The 14,346-nt window shown below is 54.5% G+C and carries 17 protein-coding genes; 6 read left to right on the forward strand and 11 right to left on the reverse strand.

The features are described 5' to 3' along the window. Positions 1–56 precede the first annotated feature (56 nt). The 3 genes from arcB (at position 57) to mtgA (ending at position 3,998) form a co-directional block, all read left to right on the forward strand. Positions 57–2,390 carry an aerobic respiration two-component sensor histidine kinase ArcB gene (gene arcB / locus HCH49_RS14575; RefSeq protein ID WP_094934470.1) on the forward strand — a complete coding sequence of 778 codons (2,334 nt, stop codon included), beginning with the start codon at positions 57–59 and terminating at the stop codon, positions 2,388–2,390. Between the two features lie 232 nt (positions 2,391–2,622). After that, positions 2,623–3,276: an isoprenoid biosynthesis glyoxalase ElbB gene (gene elbB / locus HCH49_RS14580; protein WP_094934469.1), complete on the forward strand. Its 654-nt coding sequence runs from the start codon at positions 2,623–2,625 to the stop codon at positions 3,274–3,276. Further along, positions 3,273–3,998: a monofunctional biosynthetic peptidoglycan transglycosylase gene (gene mtgA / locus HCH49_RS14585; protein WP_094934468.1), complete on the forward strand. Its 726-nt coding sequence runs from the start codon at positions 3,273–3,275 to the stop codon at positions 3,996–3,998. Before elbB ends, mtgA begins: the two co-directional genes overlap by 4 nt. Before the next feature lie 39 nt (positions 3,999–4,037). On the opposite strand, the gene npr is transcribed toward mtgA, so the two are convergent. The 11 genes from npr to HCH49_RS14640 all read right to left on the reverse strand — a co-directional run bounded on the left by npr (position 4,038) and on the right by HCH49_RS14640 (position 11,957). Beyond that, on the reverse strand, positions 4,038–4,310 hold the full coding sequence (npr, locus tag HCH49_RS14590; RefSeq protein WP_003861872.1) for a PTS phosphocarrier protein NPr: 273 nt from the start codon (positions 4,308–4,310) through the stop codon (positions 4,038–4,040). Continuing rightward, a complete protein-coding gene (gene rapZ / locus HCH49_RS14595) occupies positions 4,307–5,161 on the reverse strand; it encodes an RNase adapter RapZ (protein WP_014885397.1) in 855 nt (284 codons plus the stop codon). The genes npr and rapZ overlap by 4 nt, the downstream gene beginning before the upstream one ends. 45 nt (positions 5,162–5,206) lie before the next feature. Continuing rightward, complete coding sequence (ptsN, locus tag HCH49_RS14600) at positions 5,207–5,698, reverse strand: PTS IIA-like nitrogen regulatory protein PtsN (protein WP_008501443.1); 492 nt, start codon at positions 5,696–5,698, stop codon at positions 5,207–5,209. A gap of 82 nt (positions 5,699–5,780) precedes the next feature. Next, positions 5,781–6,068: a ribosome hibernation promoting factor gene (gene hpf / locus HCH49_RS14605; RefSeq protein WP_008501444.1), complete on the reverse strand. Its 288-nt coding sequence runs from the start codon at positions 6,066–6,068 to the stop codon at positions 5,781–5,783. A gap of 22 nt (positions 6,069–6,090) precedes the next feature. Then, positions 6,091–7,524 (reverse strand): RNA polymerase factor sigma-54, encoded by a 1,434-nt coding sequence (gene rpoN / locus HCH49_RS14610; RefSeq protein ID WP_047060252.1) that lies wholly within the window; start codon positions 7,522–7,524, stop codon positions 6,091–6,093. A gap of 47 nt (positions 7,525–7,571) precedes the next feature. After that, entirely contained in the window at positions 7,572–8,297 is a 726-nt protein-coding gene (gene lptB / locus HCH49_RS14615; protein ID WP_033146751.1) for an LPS export ABC transporter ATP-binding protein, read from the reverse strand. 6 nt (positions 8,298–8,303) lie between these two features. Then, positions 8,304–8,858: a lipopolysaccharide ABC transporter substrate-binding protein LptA gene (gene lptA / locus HCH49_RS14620; RefSeq protein ID WP_033146750.1), complete on the reverse strand. Its 555-nt coding sequence runs from the start codon at positions 8,856–8,858 to the stop codon at positions 8,304–8,306. Then, positions 8,827–9,402 carry an LPS export ABC transporter periplasmic protein LptC gene (gene lptC / locus HCH49_RS14625; protein ID WP_033146749.1) on the reverse strand — a complete coding sequence of 192 codons (576 nt, stop codon included), beginning with the start codon at positions 9,400–9,402 and terminating at the stop codon, positions 8,827–8,829. Before lptC ends, lptA begins: the two co-directional genes overlap by 32 nt. Further along, the gene (kdsC, locus tag HCH49_RS14630) at positions 9,399–9,965 is read right to left on the reverse strand and encodes a 3-deoxy-manno-octulosonate-8-phosphatase KdsC (protein ID WP_023309356.1); all 567 of its coding nucleotides are present in this window, start codon (positions 9,963–9,965) and stop codon (positions 9,399–9,401) included. Before kdsC ends, lptC begins: the two co-directional genes overlap by 4 nt. Before the next feature lie 14 nt (positions 9,966–9,979). Beyond that, positions 9,980–10,966 carry an arabinose-5-phosphate isomerase KdsD gene (kdsD, locus tag HCH49_RS14635; RefSeq protein ID WP_023333606.1) on the reverse strand — a complete coding sequence of 329 codons (987 nt, stop codon included), beginning with the start codon at positions 10,964–10,966 and terminating at the stop codon, positions 9,980–9,982. A gap of 13 nt (positions 10,967–10,979) precedes the next feature. After that, entirely contained in the window at positions 10,980–11,957 is a 978-nt protein-coding gene (locus HCH49_RS14640) for a calcium/sodium antiporter (RefSeq protein WP_221702921.1), read from the reverse strand. A gap of 227 nt (positions 11,958–12,184) precedes the next feature. Here HCH49_RS14640 and mlaF point away from each other — a divergent pair, with 227 nt between their 5' ends. Genes mlaF through mlaD form a run of 3 tightly spaced genes read left to right on the forward strand, consistent with a single transcriptional unit; the run spans position 12,185 to position 14,340 of the window. Then, positions 12,185–12,997: a phospholipid ABC transporter ATP-binding protein MlaF gene (gene mlaF / locus HCH49_RS14645; RefSeq protein ID WP_024906354.1), complete on the forward strand. Its 813-nt coding sequence runs from the start codon at positions 12,185–12,187 to the stop codon at positions 12,995–12,997. A 7-nt stretch (positions 12,998–13,004) separates the two neighbouring features. Further along, a complete protein-coding gene (gene mlaE / locus HCH49_RS14650) occupies positions 13,005–13,787 on the forward strand; it encodes a lipid asymmetry maintenance ABC transporter permease subunit MlaE (protein WP_010436044.1) in 783 nt (260 codons plus the stop codon). A 4-nt stretch (positions 13,788–13,791) separates the two neighbouring features. Next, on the forward strand, positions 13,792–14,340 hold the full coding sequence (gene mlaD / locus HCH49_RS14655; RefSeq protein WP_033147081.1) for an outer membrane lipid asymmetry maintenance protein MlaD: 549 nt from the start codon (positions 13,792–13,794) through the stop codon (positions 14,338–14,340). The last annotated feature ends 6 nt before the right edge of the window (positions 14,341–14,346 follow it).

Raw genomic sequence — 14,346 nt, forward strand, 5'->3', positions numbered from 1 at the left:
ACGCCTCGCCCTGAATTTGAGTATTATTGAGCGATAAAGTCGTGAAGGGATCCTCTATGAAGCAAATTCGAATGCTTGCCCAGTATTACGTCGACCTGATGATGAAGCTTGGGCTGGTGCGTTTCTCCATGCTGCTTGCGCTGGCGCTGGTCGTTCTGGCCATTGTCGTACAAATGGCCGTCACCATGGTTCTGCATGGTCAGGTCGAGAGTATCGACGTCATCCGCTCCATCTTCTTTGGCTTGCTCATTACGCCCTGGGCGGTCTATTTCCTTTCCGTGGTGGTTGAACAGCTTGAAGAGTCCCGTCAGCGTCTGTCAAAACTGGTCGATAAACTGGAAGAGATGCGCGAGCGCGACCTGAAGCTCAACGTCCAGCTTAAAGACAACATTGCGCAGCTGAATCAGGAGATCTCCGATCGTGAGAAGGCGGAAGCCGAGCGTCAGGCCACGCTGGAGCAGCTGAAAATCGAAATGAAAGAGCGCGAGGTCACGCAGATCCAGCTTGAGCAGCAATCCTCTTTCCTGCGGTCGTTCCTCGATGCTTCGCCGGATCTGGTGTTTTACCGTAATGAAGATAAAGAATTTTCCGGCTGTAACCGGGCGATGGAGCTGCTCACCGGGAAAAGCGAGAAGCAGCTGATTAACCTGAAGCCGCAGGACGTTTACTCTGAAGAGGCGGCGGCCAAGGTTATGGAGACGGACGAAAAAGTATTCCGCCATAACGTCTCGCTGACCTATGAACAGTGGCTGGATTACCCGGACGGACGCAAGGCCTGCTTTGAGATCCGTAAGGTGCCCTACTATGACCGCGTGGGGAAACGCCACGGCCTGATGGGCTTTGGCCGCGATATCACCGAGCGTAAGCGCTACCAGGATGCCCTGGAGCGCGCCAGCCGCGATAAGACTACCTTTATCTCCACCATCAGCCACGAGCTGCGTACGCCGCTTAATGGCATTGTCGGGCTGAGCCGTATTCTGCTGGATACCGACCTGACCGCAGAGCAGGAAAAATACCTCAAGACTATCCATGTATCCGCGGTCACGCTGGGTAATATCTTCAACGATATTATTGATATGGATAAGATGGAGCGCCGTAAAGTTCAGCTTGATAATCAGCCGGTTGATTTCACCAGCTTCCTTGCCGACCTCGAAAATCTCTCCGGCCTGCAGGCGCAGCAGAAGGGACTGAGCTTTGTCATGGATCCCACCCTGCCGCTGCCGCATAAAGTGGTGACCGACGGCACGCGTCTGCGTCAGATCCTGTGGAATCTCATCAGCAACGCGGTGAAATTTACCCAGAAGGGGCAGGTGGCGGTGCGCATCCGCTTTGACGAAGGCGATATGCTGCACTTCGAGGTGGAAGACTCCGGGATGGGTATTCCGCAGGAGGAGCAGGACAAAATTTTCGCGATGTACTACCAGGTGAAGGACAGCAACGGCGGGAAACCGGCGACAGGAACGGGCATTGGCCTGGCGGTCTCTAAGCGGCTGGCGAAGAGCATGGGGGGCGATATCACCGTTGTCAGCCAGCCGGGCAAAGGATCAACCTTCACGCTGACGGTCCATGCGCCGGCGGTGGCGGAGGAAGTTGAGGATACCTTTGAAAACGACGACATGCCGCTGCCCGCGCTGCACGTCCTGCTGGTAGAAGACATTGAGTTGAACGTGATTGTGGCGCGCTCGGTGCTGGAAAAACTGGGCAATAGCGTGGATGTCGCGATGACCGGTAAGGCCGCGCTGGATATGTTTAAACCGGGCGAATACGATCTTGTTCTGCTCGATATCCAGCTGCCGGATATGACCGGGCTGGATATCTCTCGTGAGCTGACGCGTCAGTACGCGGCCGACGAGCTGCCGCCGCTGGTGGCGCTGACGGCGAACGTGCTGAAAGACAAAAAAGAGTATCTCGATGCCGGTATGGACGATGTACTCAGCAAGCCGCTAGCGGTGCCTGCTCTGACCGCCATGATTAAAAAGTTCTGGGATACCCGTGATGAAGAGGAGAGCACCATGACGTCTGTTGATAGCGCAAAAGCCCAAACGATACTCGATACCGCGATGCTGGAGCAGTACATCGAACTGGTGGGTCCGAAACTGATTACCGATGGTCTGGCGGTGTTCGAAAAAATGATGCCGGGCTATCTGAGCGTGCTGGAATCAAACCTGACCGCCCGGGACCAGAAGGGCATCGTCGAAGAAGGACATAAAATCAAAGGCGCCGCCGGTTCGGTCGGTTTACGCCATCTGCAGCAGCTGGGTCAACAGATTCAGTCGCCTGATTTACCTGCATGGGAAGATAACGTGGGTGATTGGGTTGAAGAGATGAAACAAGAGTGGCAAAACGATGTGGCGGTGCTTAAAGCCTGGGTCGACGCCAGAAAAAAATGACCCCGGATTAACCGGGGTGCGCGAATACTGCGCCAACACCAGGGAAATCGTGGCTGCGCCTGTTTTATAAAGTTATTTTCGAAAGGGCGCTGCCTGAAAAATTTAGGCCGCACGCAGATAAGATAGCAAATCTTAAATGGTTTGTTACATGAATCAGTGAAATGTGTGAAGCATAGCGTTTTAATCAAAATTATTAATGTGCTTCAGCAAGTTGCAGAAAAGGATTGTCATGATGAAAAAGATTGGTGTCGTGCTGAGCGGATGCGGTGTTTACGATGGTTCTGAAATACATGAAGCCGTAATCACGCTGCTGGCCCTGGCTAAGCAGGGAGCAGAGGTTATTTGTTTTGCGCCGGACAAAAATCAGGCGGATGTGATTAATCATCTGACCGGCGAGCCGATGGCGGAAACCCGTAATGTACTGATTGAAGCCGCGCGTATTGTGCGAGGTGATATCCATCCTCTTATTCAGGCAGACCCTACAGAGCTTGATGCGCTTATTGTGCCGGGTGGGTTTGGCGCGGCCAAAAATCTCAGTACCTTTGCTGCGCAGGGAGCGGAGTGTCAGGTCGATCCTCATTTAAAGGCGCTGTCGCAGGCCATGCACGCGGCAGGAAAACCGCAGGGCTTTATCTGCATCGCGCCGGCAATGCTGCCCAGGATTTTTGATTTCCCGCTGCGCCTGACTATCGGGACGGATATTGATACCGCAGAGATCGTCGAGGAAATGGGGGGCGAACACGTTCCGTGCCCGGTTGATGACATTGTGGTTGATGAAGATAACAAAATTGTCACCACGCCGGCTTATATGCTGGCGAATAATATCGCTGAGGCGGCCTCAGGTATTGAAAAGCTGGTGGCTCGCGTGCTGGTGCTGACTGAATGAGGCGTAAATTTGCCGCAGGCGCAGGGGTGAAACGTTTTCTCTTGCGCATCGTACTTGTGCTGGCGGTATTCTGGGGAGGCGGGCTGGCTTTATTCAGCATTATGCCGGTTCCGTTCTCTGCCGTTATGGTTGAGCGCCAGCTCGGCGCGTGGTTCAGCGGCGATTTCAGCTATGTTGCCCACTCTGACTGGGTGAGCATGGACGAGATCTCCCCGTTCATGGGGCTGGCGGTCATCGCGGCGGAGGACCAGAAATTCCCGGAGCACTGGGGGTTCGACGTGGCGGCCATTGAGAAGGCGCTAGCCCATAACGAACGCCATGAAAACCGCGTGCGCGGGGCATCAACCTTGTCGCAGCAGACGGCCAAAAACCTGTTTCTGTGGGATGGTCGAAGCTGGGTGCGAAAAGGGCTGGAAGCGGGGTTGACCCTGGGGATGGAAACGGTCTGGAGCAAAAAACGAATTCTGACCGTCTATCTCAACGTCGCTGAGTTTGGCGATGGTATTTTTGGCGTGGAAGCTGCCGCACAGCGGTATTTCAATAAGCCAGCCAGCCGTCTGAGCATGTCAGAAGCAGCGCTATTGGCCGCTGTGTTACCGAACCCTATCCGCTTTAAGGCCAGTGCCCCATCAGGTTATGTGCGAAGCCGTCAGGCGTGGATTATGCGCCAGATGAATCAGCTGGGTGGAGAGGGGTTTATGCAGCGTAATAATCTTATGTAGGGCGGGTAAGCGCAGCGCTACCCGCCTGAATAGCAGACCTTAATCTTCGTCGAATCCTGCGTTAAACAGGGCAATCACCGCCGCCAGCGCTTCCTCTTCCTGAGGGCCGGTGGCTTCTACTTCAATCTGGCGCCCTTTGGCGGAATCCAGCATCAGCAGCGCAATCACGCTGTTCGCCTCCGCTTCGGTGCCTTCGTCATTCCGCAGCAGAACCTCTGCATCGAAACCCTGCATCAGCTCAAACAACTTCATCGCCGGGCGTGCATGCATACCCAGCTTGTTGGTGATCTCAACGGTTTGTTTTACGGTCATGTTTTACGTTTTTCCAGCGTGCGATGACGGGACTGAACGTTCTTCCCGCGCGAGCGGAAATAGTCGGCCAGCTGTTCGGCGATGTAAACCGAACGATGTTTACCGCCGGTACAGCCAATCGCCACCGTCAGGTAGCTACGATTGTTTGTCTCCAGCATAGGTAACCATAGCTCAAGGTAGCTTCGCGTCTGGTAGATAAAATTGTGTACTTCTGTGTGCCGGTCGAGGAACGCCGCCACCGGCTTATCCAGACCGGTCATTGGACGCAGTTTTGGATCCCAGTGCGGGTTCGGCAGGAAGCGCACGTCGAAAACATAATCCGCATCAATCGGAATACCGTGCTTAAAGCCGAAGGATTCGAACACCATCGTCAGTTCGCGCTCGCGTTTACCCAACAGCCGGGTACGCAGCATTTCCGCCAGCTCGTGAACGGACATCTCAGAGGTGTCGACAATCAGGTCGGCACGAGAACGCAGCGGCTCCAGCAGGTCGCTCTCTTCATCGATAGCGCTCTCCAGAGAGAGGTTCTTGCTGGATAGCGGGTGCAAACGACGGGTATCGCTGTAGCGGCGGATCAGCGTATTGCGGTCTGCATCGAGGAACAGCAGCTGAGGCGAGAACGCGTCAGGCAGGTTGCTCATGGCCTGTTCGAAGATCTCTGGCGATTCAGGCATGTTACGAACGTCGATACTGACGGCGGCAGAGGTTTGTCTCTCCGCCAGCGTGCGGGCCAGATCGGGTAACAACACGACCGGCAGGTTATCGACGCAGTAAAAACCCATGTCTTCCAGGGCGCGCAGAGCAACGGATTTCCCCGACCCTGAACGGCCACTGACAATCATCAGCACCATGTTCCGTTTCTCCTCAGGACAACAGATGTGAAGGCCATCTCCTGGTTATGCATCATCCTGATTGCCTTCTGCTTCAGTGATAATTTGATAGAGCTCTTCATCACTTTGGGCCGAGCGCAGTCGACGGCAAATGGTTTTATCGGCCAGACGTTTTGCGACCAGCGACAGCGTATGCAGATGGGTTTTCGTCTGGTCGGCAGGTACCAGCAGCGCGAAGAGGAGATCGACGGGCTGGTTATCAATGGCATCGAAGGCGATGGGTGTTTCAAGCTGCACAAACACACCAACGGCACGCAGGGTATCCTCTTCCAGTTTGCCGTGCGGGATCGCGATGCCGTTGCCGATACCGGTACTGCCCATTTTTTCACGGGTCAGAATCGCTTCGAACACCACCTGCGGCGGCAGGCCCAGCTGTTTGGCAGCCAGTTCACTGATGATCTCCAGCGCACGTTTTTTGCTCTGGCAGTGAACCGCACTGCGGGTACATTCCTGGTTAAGGACATTGCTCAGTTGAAGAGCGGAATCGTTGTTCATCATAATTTCACCTAAGCGCTAACTGTACAAATGGCCTGTTGTGTTTCACAACAGGCCGTCCTGCACCCGTTAACTGCCCGGACAATTAGTGTTGTTTCAGTTTATCTTTATGTTTATTGAGCTGTCGTGCAAGCTTATCAATCAAGCCGTCGATAGCAGCGTACATGTCTTGCCCTTCCGCACTGGCATGCAGTTCACCCCCGTTAACATGCAGGGTGGCATCCGAGATATGAGTCACTTTCTCCACTTTCAACACAATATAGACCTGATTGATCCTTTCGAAATACTGCTCGAGTTTTGCAAACTTCGCGTTCACAAAGTCGCGTAAAGCCTCAGTAATTTCGACGTTTTGTCCAGTGATGTTGAGCTGCATAGTGTCTTCCTTATCGGTTGTGTCAGACCAGCTGTTTACGCTGGTTGGACGGCGGAATGGATAAAGACTCTCGATACTTCGCAACAGTACGACGTGCCACCATAATACCCTGATCGGACAGCATGGTGGTTAACTTACTGTCGCTTAGTGGCTTCGCGGGGTTCTCCGCGGCGATCAACTTCTTCACCAGGGCACGAATGGCCGTTGACGACGCTTCGCCGCCGCCCTCGGTATTCACATGGCTGGAGAAGAAATACTTAAGCTCAAATATACCGCGTGGACTGTGCAGATACTTCTGCGTGGTGACACGGGAAATGGTTGATTCATGCATTTCGACGGCCTGGGCGATATCCGCCAGTACCATCGGTTTCATATACTCTTCGCCCTGCTCAAAGAACGCCTGCTGCTGTTCGACAATACAGCGGCTGACGCGCAGCAGCGTATCATTTCGGCTCTCCAGACTTTTGATCAACCATCGCGCTTCCTGAAGATTGCTACGAATATATTGATTGTCGGAGTCGTTACGCGCGCTGGTGCACATGGAGGCATACTGCTGGTTGATTTGCAGGCGAGGGATGCTGTCTGAATTCAGTTCAACGACCCAGCGGTCATTGTGTTTTCTCACCAGCACGTCCGGGATGACGTACTCGGGCTCGCTGGTCTGGATCGACTGTCCCGGGCGCGGATCGAGCGACTGGATCAGATTTACCGCTTCTTTCAGCACCTCTTCCTTCAGGCGCGTGACGCGCATCAGGCTGCGGAAATCGTGGTTGGCCAACAGATCCAGATGATCGCTGATGATTAAACGCGCCTCGTCGAGCCATGGCGTCTCTTTGCTGAACTGAGAAAGCTGGATCAGCAGGCAGTCGCGCAGATCTTTTGCGGCCACGCCTACCGGATCGAAACGCTGGATGCGCTTCAGAACGGCTTCGATCTCCTCAAGTTCAATCTCTTCGTCGCCCATGCTTTCCAGGATATCGTCCAGCGTGACGGTCAAATAGCCGGTGTCGTCAACGGCATCGACAATTGAGGTGGCAATCGCGCGGTCGGTATCGGAGAAGGGGGTAAGTTCCACCTGCCACATCAGGTAATCCTGCAGCGACTGGGTGGTTTCTCCCTGATAGACTGGTAGCTCATCATCCTGGTAGTCTGCACGCGTACCGGAAGGGGTTCCGGCGGTGTAGATTTCATCCCAGCTGGCATCCAGCGGTAGCTCGTCGGGCATCTCTTTTTGTTCGAGTGCATCCGCGGTGTCGAGCGCTTCTGTATCCTGTGACTGCTGAGTATCTACCTCGTCATGAAGATCGGTTTGTTCCAGCAGGGGGTTGCTGTCCAGCGCCTGCTGGAGCTCCTGCTGAAGTTCTAACGTGGACAGTTGCAACAGGCGAATTGCCTGCTGTAGCTGCGGCGTCATTGCCAGTTGTTGGCTGAGCCTTAATTGCAAACCTTGCTTCATGTTCAGAGCGTTTTTCTCCGGTTCGGCGTTACGTTACCTCTACCCTATCAGAGTCTGAAGTCTTCCCCAAGATAGACGCGCTTAACATGATCGTCTTCGAGGATCTGCTGCGGCGTACCGTGGGCGATCAGATTGCCCTGGCTCACAATATACGCGCGTTCACATACGGCCAGCGTTTCACGGACGTTGTGGTCGGTGATCAGAACGCCAAGACCGCTGTCACGCAGGTGTTCAATGATGCGTTTAATGTCGATAACCGAGATCGGGTCAACGCCGGCAAACGGTTCATCCAGAAGGATAAATTTCGGGTTTGCGGCCAGCGCACGTGCAATCTCAACACGACGGCGTTCACCCCCGGAGAGTGCCTGACCGAGGCTGTCGCGCAGATGCTCAATGTGGAACTCTTCCATCAACTCGTTGGCACGATCCTGACGCTGTTCGCTGGTCAGATCGTTACGAATTTCCAGGACCGCCATCAGGTTATCGTAAACGCTAAGACGACGGAAAATGGAGGCTTCCTGCGGCAGGTAGCCGATCCCGCGACGCGCGCGCGCGTGCAGCGGCAGAAGGCTGATGTCTTCATCGTCAATGATAATGTTGCCGGCATCGCGCGGCACAATGCCAACGACCATGTAGAAGGTGGTGGTTTTACCCGCACCGTTAGGGCCAAGCAGCCCTACAATTTCGCCGGAGTTGACGGTCAGACTGACATCTTCTACGACACGGCGGCCCTTATAGGCCTTCGCGAGATTTTTTGCAGTTAATGTTGCCATAACGAATTAGTTACTCTTCTTCTGTGCCGGGGCCTGGCCTTTGCCTTTGTCCTGCAGCTGCGACGGAACCAGTACGGTCGTGACGCGTTTGCCTTTCTCGCTGGAGGCCTGCATTTTTTGCTCTTTCACCAGATAGGTGATCTGGTCGCCGGTAATGTTGCTGTCCAGCTGTTCCAGATACGCGTTTCCGGTCAGGATGACCAGGTCCTTCGCCAGCTCATAGTGCATATGCGAGGCGCGGCCTTTCACCGGCTTGCCGTTATCCTGCATCTGGTAGAAGGTGGCCGGGTTGCCGTAACCATCAATGATCTCTTTGCCCTGCTCGCCACCCGGACGGGTCACGACCACTTTGTCGGCGTTAATTTTGATGGTGCCCTGAGTCATGACGACGTTACCCGTGAAGGTGACGACGTTGCCCTGCATATCGAGAGACTGGGTATCAGACTCGATATGGATCGGTTGGTCGGTATCGCCCGTTACAGCAAGCGCGGGGAGACTGGTCGCCAGCATCGCGCTGGCGATAATTACTTTAAGGCTGAGTTTGTTTGTTTTGAATTTCATAGGAGGTTCTAACCTTTTCAATCAGCTCGGCGTTCTTGCTGCGTAAGTTCCCGCGCATTCTCAAACCGCTGGAATTAAATGTTGTGCCATACAGTGTGACCAGATCCTGCGAGGTCACGTCCTGGGTTACCAGGTTAATTTGGGCATTATCCGTCGTAATTTTTCGCAGTTGCGAGTCAGCGGTCAGGGCGTTGACTTCAACGTGGCCATACAGATAAAGCATACGGTCATTTGTCAGTTTTGCCCGATCTGACTTAATTGACCACGTCGGCACTTTGTCCTTATCAAATGTGGTCATGACAGGTTGGGTAAACCACGAAATACCGTCATCTGAAAAATATTCAACATGCTGGGCAATCAGGCGATAGTTCAGCGCGCCTTCCGGGCTGTAGACCACGGTGTCGCTGTGATCGCTTTTATAGGTTGGATCGTTATTGTTGACCACTTCCGTTTGCGGATCGTCGCGATCGGCAAGGTTCACGCCAATCAATACCAGTGCGACAAGCGAAAGCAAAATGATAATCCAGCGTCTGGTTTTACTCATATCGATTGCCCTTTGGCCTCATCAAGCTTGCCCTGCGCCAGCAAAAGCAGATCGCAGACTTCACGTACGGCACCACGGCCCCCGTTGATGTGGGTAACGTAGTCAGCGCGCGGGATCAGCAGCGGATGCGCATCGGCAACGGCGATGCTCAGCCCGACTTCAGCCATCACGGGCCAGTCAATCAGATCGTCCCCGACGTAGGCTACGTTTTCCGGCGCGATAGCCAGTTTACCCAGTAAATCCTTAAACGCCGCCATCTTATCGGATTGACCCTGATACAGATGGGTAATTCCTAAGGTTTCACAGCGGTCTTCTACCAGTTTAGCTTTTCGCCCGGTGATGATAGCCACCTCAATACCCGAGGTGAGCGCGCAGCGGATACCGTAGCCGTCGCGAACGTTAAACGCTTTCAGCTCTTCACCATTATTGCCCATGTAAATCAGGCCATCGGAAAGTACGCCATCCACGTCCAGGATGAGCAGACGAATGTTTTCCGCCTTTGCCATCATCTGGGTACTGACCGGTCCATAACAGGTTGCAAGGGATGCACCCGCATTACTCATTGTCTTATCCTTCATTACACTACGCCTGCGCGCAGCAGATCATGCATATGTACCACACCCAGCAACTGGTCGCCATCGGCAACCATCACTGAGGTAATGTGGCGGGACTGCATCAGGTTCAGCACATCCACGGCCAGCGTACCCGGACGGACGCGGATACCGCCCGGCGTCATCACATCGGCAATGCCGAGCGTGCGGACATCTACACCCATGTCGAACACGCGGCGCAGGTCGCCATCGGTGAAGATCCCCTGAATTTTCATCAGATCGTCGCATACGACCGTCATACCCAAATTTTTACGGGTGATTTCCAGCAGCGCATCACGCAGGGAGGCTTCTTTACTGACGTGAGGGATCTCATCCCCGGTGTGCATAATATCGTTTACCCGAAGCAGAAGCTTGCGCCCCAGCGCGCCGCCCGGGTGGGAAAGCGCGAAATCTTCCGGCGTAAAACCGCGGGCTTCGAGCAGCGCGACGGCAAGCGCATCACCCATGACCAGCGCGGCGGTGGTGCTGGACGTCGGCGCCAGGCCGAGCGGACAGGCCTCCTTAGGCACTTTCACGCACAGGTGAATATCGGCCGCCCGCGCCATGCTGCTTTCCGGACGGCTGGTCATGCAAATAAGCGGCACCTGCAGTCGCTTCAGTACCGGGATCAGCGCCAGAATTTCATTGGACTCCCCGGAGTTGGACAGCGCGATGACGATATCCTGCGGCGTGACCATACCCAGGTCACCGTGCGCGGCTTCCCCCGGATGTACAAAGAAGGAAGAGGTTCCGGTGCTGGCAAACGTTGCCGCCATTTTGCGTCCAATGTGGCCGGACTTACCCATCCCCATCACCACGACTTTGCCGGCACAGTAGAACATCTTCTCACATGCCAGACTAAAATCCTGATTAATGTACTGATCTAACTGCGCCAGACCTTCACGTTCAATCTCCAGAACCTCTTTGCCTGCTTTCTGAAAGTCAAAACCCGGCTGCAATTCTATTTGCGACATAATGCGTTTCCGTTTACCCAGAGAGAAGAGGCGAGAGCCAGTACAGCATCGCCATCCATACGATAAATCCACCCGTCAGCAGCGCGCCTGCGCCTTTGCCGATCTGTCGTTGCCGCCGCCAGCAGAGCAGGGCAAATATCACGCTGACCAATAACATCACGCCGTAGTCGCGTGAGAACGCCAGGGGATTAAAGGGCCCTGGCGTTATCAGGGCCGGCAGGCCCATCACAATGGCGATATTAAATATGTTGGAACCGATGATATTACCAATGGCAATGTCATCCTCACCTTTACGTGCCCCCGCAATGGCCGTGGCCAGCTCCGGCAGGCTGGTGCCGATGGCAACCACCGTCAGGCCAATGGTCAGTTCACTGATAGCGAAATAGTTCGCCAGCACGGTCGCGTTATCCACGACCATGCGCGTTGCCATCGGCATGATGATCAGCGCAACGCCAAGCCAGAGCAGGGCAACAGGCAACGTGCCTTCTCGCGGCAGTTCGGCGACCTGCTCCCGCGTGAGGCTATCCTGACCCTGCTTCTCAGCCAGACGGGCGATTTTAACACTATACAGCAGCCAGATGACGGCCAGAGCCAGCAGGAAAATGCCGTCGCTGTAGCTCAGTACACCATCGTAAAATACGCAGCCTGCCAGCAGGCTTACGATTAACATTAGCGGCAATTCACGGCGCAGAACATCAGAATGCACGCGAAATGGATGGAGCAGTGCGGCCAGGCCCAAAATCAAGAGTATATTGACGATGTTGGAGCCAATCGCGGTACCTACTGCCAGGTCTAACTGACCATGCAGCGATGCCGAGACAGAGACGATGATTTCAGGAAGTGACGTTCCAACACTCACCACGGTCATCCCGATGACGACAGGCGGTACACCCGTCAGGCGACACAGGATAGATGCAGCAAACACTAAACGGTCAGCACTGTAGACCACCAAAAGTAAACCAATTATTAACAGTGCTGTTGCTAAAAGCATCAAAAGTCCTTTCTTCAGGTATACTCGTCGGTCCATCGCACGGGAATGGCTGGACTGCATACAGTCTGAGGCGTAACGAATTCCTAATTTTGACTTTATGCGCCGGAAAAGTAAAACAAATGCCAGCTTTCGCTAACCTCAACGGCTATTATTCTGTAAAAATGCGGAGTTGAGGGCTGATTCAGGCGGCATGCCTTAACGTGAGCAGGGTAATAAAGGAACCATAAATGAGCCAAACGATGGCGAATTTAGTCGATGTTCGCGGCGTGAGTTTTTCTCGCGCCAACAGATTGATATTTGATGATATTTCGTTGACCGTACCGCGTGGCAAAATCACTGCCATCATGGGGCCGTCCGGGATCGGTAAAACGACCCTGCTGCGCCTTATTGGTGGGCAGATCCCACCTGATAGCGGTGAAATCCTCTTTGATGGCGAAAACATCCCGGAGATGTCACGCTCGCGTCTGTATACTGTCCGCAAACGCATGAGCATGCTCTTTCAGTCGGGAGCCTTGTTCACCGACATGAATGTCTTTGATAACGTGGCCTATCCGCTGCGTGAGCATACCAGCCTGCCGCCTGAACTGCTGAAAAGCACGGTGATGATGAAGCTCGAAGCCGTCGGTTTGCGGGGCGCCGCAAAGCTGATGCCTTCGGAGCTGTCCGGCGGGATGGCGCGCCGCGCCGCGCTGGCACGCGCCATTGCATTAGAACCTGATTTAATCATGTTCGACGAACCGTTTGTTGGACAGGATCCCATCACGATGGGCGTGCTGGTGAAGCTCATCTCTGAACTGAACAGCGCGCTTGGCGTCACCTGCATTGTGGTATCTCACGATGTACCGGAAGTATTGAGCATTGCCGATTACGCCTATATTGTGGCGGACAAAAAGATCGTCGCACACGGTAGCGCTCAGGCGCTGCAGGAAAATTGCGATCCGCGCGTGCGGCAGTTCCTTGACGGTATTGCCGATGGCCCTGTGCCGTTCCGCTACCCGGCGGGCGACTATCGTGACGATTTACTGGGAATAGGGAGTTAAGCCACTCATGCTGTTAAATGCGTTGGCCGCTCTCGGACACCGTGGCATAAAAACCATCAGGACGTTCGGGCGTGCCGGATTGATGTTATTCAACGCGCTGGTCGGCAAGCCGGAATTCCGTAAGCACGCACCGCTGCTGGTGCGGCAGCTTTATAATGTCGGCGTGCTGTCGATGCTCATCATCATTGTCTCCGGTCTGTTTATCGGTATGGTGCTTGGGCTGCAGGGCTATCTGGTTCTGACAACCTACAGTGCGGAAACCAGCCTCGGGATGCTGGTGGCGCTCTCGCTGCTGCGCGAGCTGGGGCCGGTTGTGGCGGCGCTGTTGTTCGCCGGGCGCGCGGGGTCGGCATTAACGGCTGAAATTGGCCTGATGCGTGCGACCGAGCAGCTCTCCAGCATGGAGATGATGGCGGTCGATCCGCTGCGTCGCGTGATCTCGCCGCGTTTCTGGGCTGGGGTGATCTCTTTACCGTTACTGACTATTCTGTTTGTCGCCGTGGGTATCTGGGGCGGTTCGCTGGTTGGTGTGCACTGGAAAGGCATTGATGCCGGTTTCTTCTGGTCCGCGATGCAGGACGCCATCGACCTGCGAATGGATCTGGTTAACTGCCTGATTAAAAGCGTGGTATTTGCCATTACGGTCACCTGGATTGCATTGTTCAATGGTTACGATGCCATCCCGACGTCGGCGGGCATTAGCCGCGCAACTACACGTACAGTCGTACATTCGTCGCTGGCCGTACTGGGTCTGGATTTTGTGCTCACCGCACTGATGTTTGGGAATTGAGTTCATGCAAACGAGAAAAAATGAAATTTGGGTCGGTGTATTCCTGCTGCTGGCGCTGCTGGCCGCGCTGTTTATCTGCCTGAGAGCGGCGGATATCACGTCTGTACGCACCGAGCCGACGTATCGCATCTATGCCACCTTCGATAACATCGGCGGGCTGAAGGCGCGTTCACCGGTCCGCATCGGCGGCGTGGTGATCGGACGCGTATCTGACATTACGCTGGATGAGAAAACCTATCTGCCCCGCGTCGCGATGGATATCGAAGAGCGTTACAACCATATCCCGGACACCAGTTCCCTTTCTATCCGTACTTCCGGCCTGCTGGGCGAACAATATCTGGCGCTTAACGTTGGCTTTGAAGATCCCGAGCTGGGAACGACTATCCTTAAAGACGGTAGCGTCATTCAGGATACGAAATCCGCGATGGTTCTGGAGGATATGATTGGTCAGTTCCTTTACAACAGTAAAGGGGATGAGAAAAAATCCGACGCTGCCCCTGCGCAGAGCGAAGATCATACCGACGTCGCACCGACGCCAGGTGCTGCGAATTAATATCAG

The organism is Enterobacter sp. Y17 (assembly GCF_019730495.1).
Classification (GTDB): domain Bacteria; phylum Pseudomonadota; class Gammaproteobacteria; order Enterobacterales; family Enterobacteriaceae; genus Enterobacter; species Enterobacter asburiae_B.

Coding starts and splice junctions, on each gene's coding strand:
- ptsN (WP_008501443.1), bottom strand. CDS start 5,698: ATGATGAACAACGATTCCGCTCTTCAACTGAGCAATGTCCTTAACCAG.
- hpf (WP_008501444.1), bottom strand. CDS start 6,068: ATGCAGCTCAACATCACTGGACAAAACGTCGAAATTACTGAGGCTTTA.
- elbB (WP_094934469.1), top strand. CDS start 2,623: ATGAAAAAGATTGGTGTCGTGCTGAGCGGATGCGGTGTTTACGATGGT.
- lptA (WP_033146750.1), bottom strand. CDS start 8,858: ATGAAATTCAAAACAAACAAACTCAGCCTTAAAGTAATTATCGCCAGC.
- arcB (WP_094934470.1), top strand. CDS start 57: ATGAAGCAAATTCGAATGCTTGCCCAGTATTACGTCGACCTGATGATG.
- HCH49_RS14640 (WP_221702921.1), bottom strand. CDS start 11,957: ATGCTTTTAGCAACAGCACTGTTAATAATTGGTTTACTTTTGGTGGTC.
- lptB (WP_033146751.1), bottom strand. CDS start 8,297: ATGGCAACATTAACTGCAAAAAATCTCGCGAAGGCCTATAAGGGCCGC.
- lptC (WP_033146749.1), bottom strand. CDS start 9,402: ATGAGTAAAACCAGACGCTGGATTATCATTTTGCTTTCGCTTGTCGCA.
- kdsC (WP_023309356.1), bottom strand. CDS start 9,965: ATGAGTAATGCGGGTGCATCCCTTGCAACCTGTTATGGACCGGTCAGT.
- rapZ (WP_014885397.1), bottom strand. CDS start 5,161: ATGGTGCTGATGATTGTCAGTGGCCGTTCAGGGTCGGGGAAATCCGTT.
- mlaD (WP_033147081.1), top strand. CDS start 13,792: ATGCAAACGAGAAAAAATGAAATTTGGGTCGGTGTATTCCTGCTGCTG.
- mlaF (WP_024906354.1), top strand. CDS start 12,185: ATGAGCCAAACGATGGCGAATTTAGTCGATGTTCGCGGCGTGAGTTTT.
- kdsD (WP_023333606.1), bottom strand. CDS start 10,966: ATGTCGCAAATAGAATTGCAGCCGGGTTTTGACTTTCAGAAAGCAGGC.
- rpoN (WP_047060252.1), bottom strand. CDS start 7,524: ATGAAGCAAGGTTTGCAATTAAGGCTCAGCCAACAACTGGCAATGACG.
- mlaE (WP_010436044.1), top strand. CDS start 13,005: ATGCTGTTAAATGCGTTGGCCGCTCTCGGACACCGTGGCATAAAAACC.
- mtgA (WP_094934468.1), top strand. CDS start 3,273: ATGAGGCGTAAATTTGCCGCAGGCGCAGGGGTGAAACGTTTTCTCTTG.
- npr (WP_003861872.1), bottom strand. CDS start 4,310: ATGACCGTAAAACAAACCGTTGAGATCACCAACAAGCTGGGTATGCAT.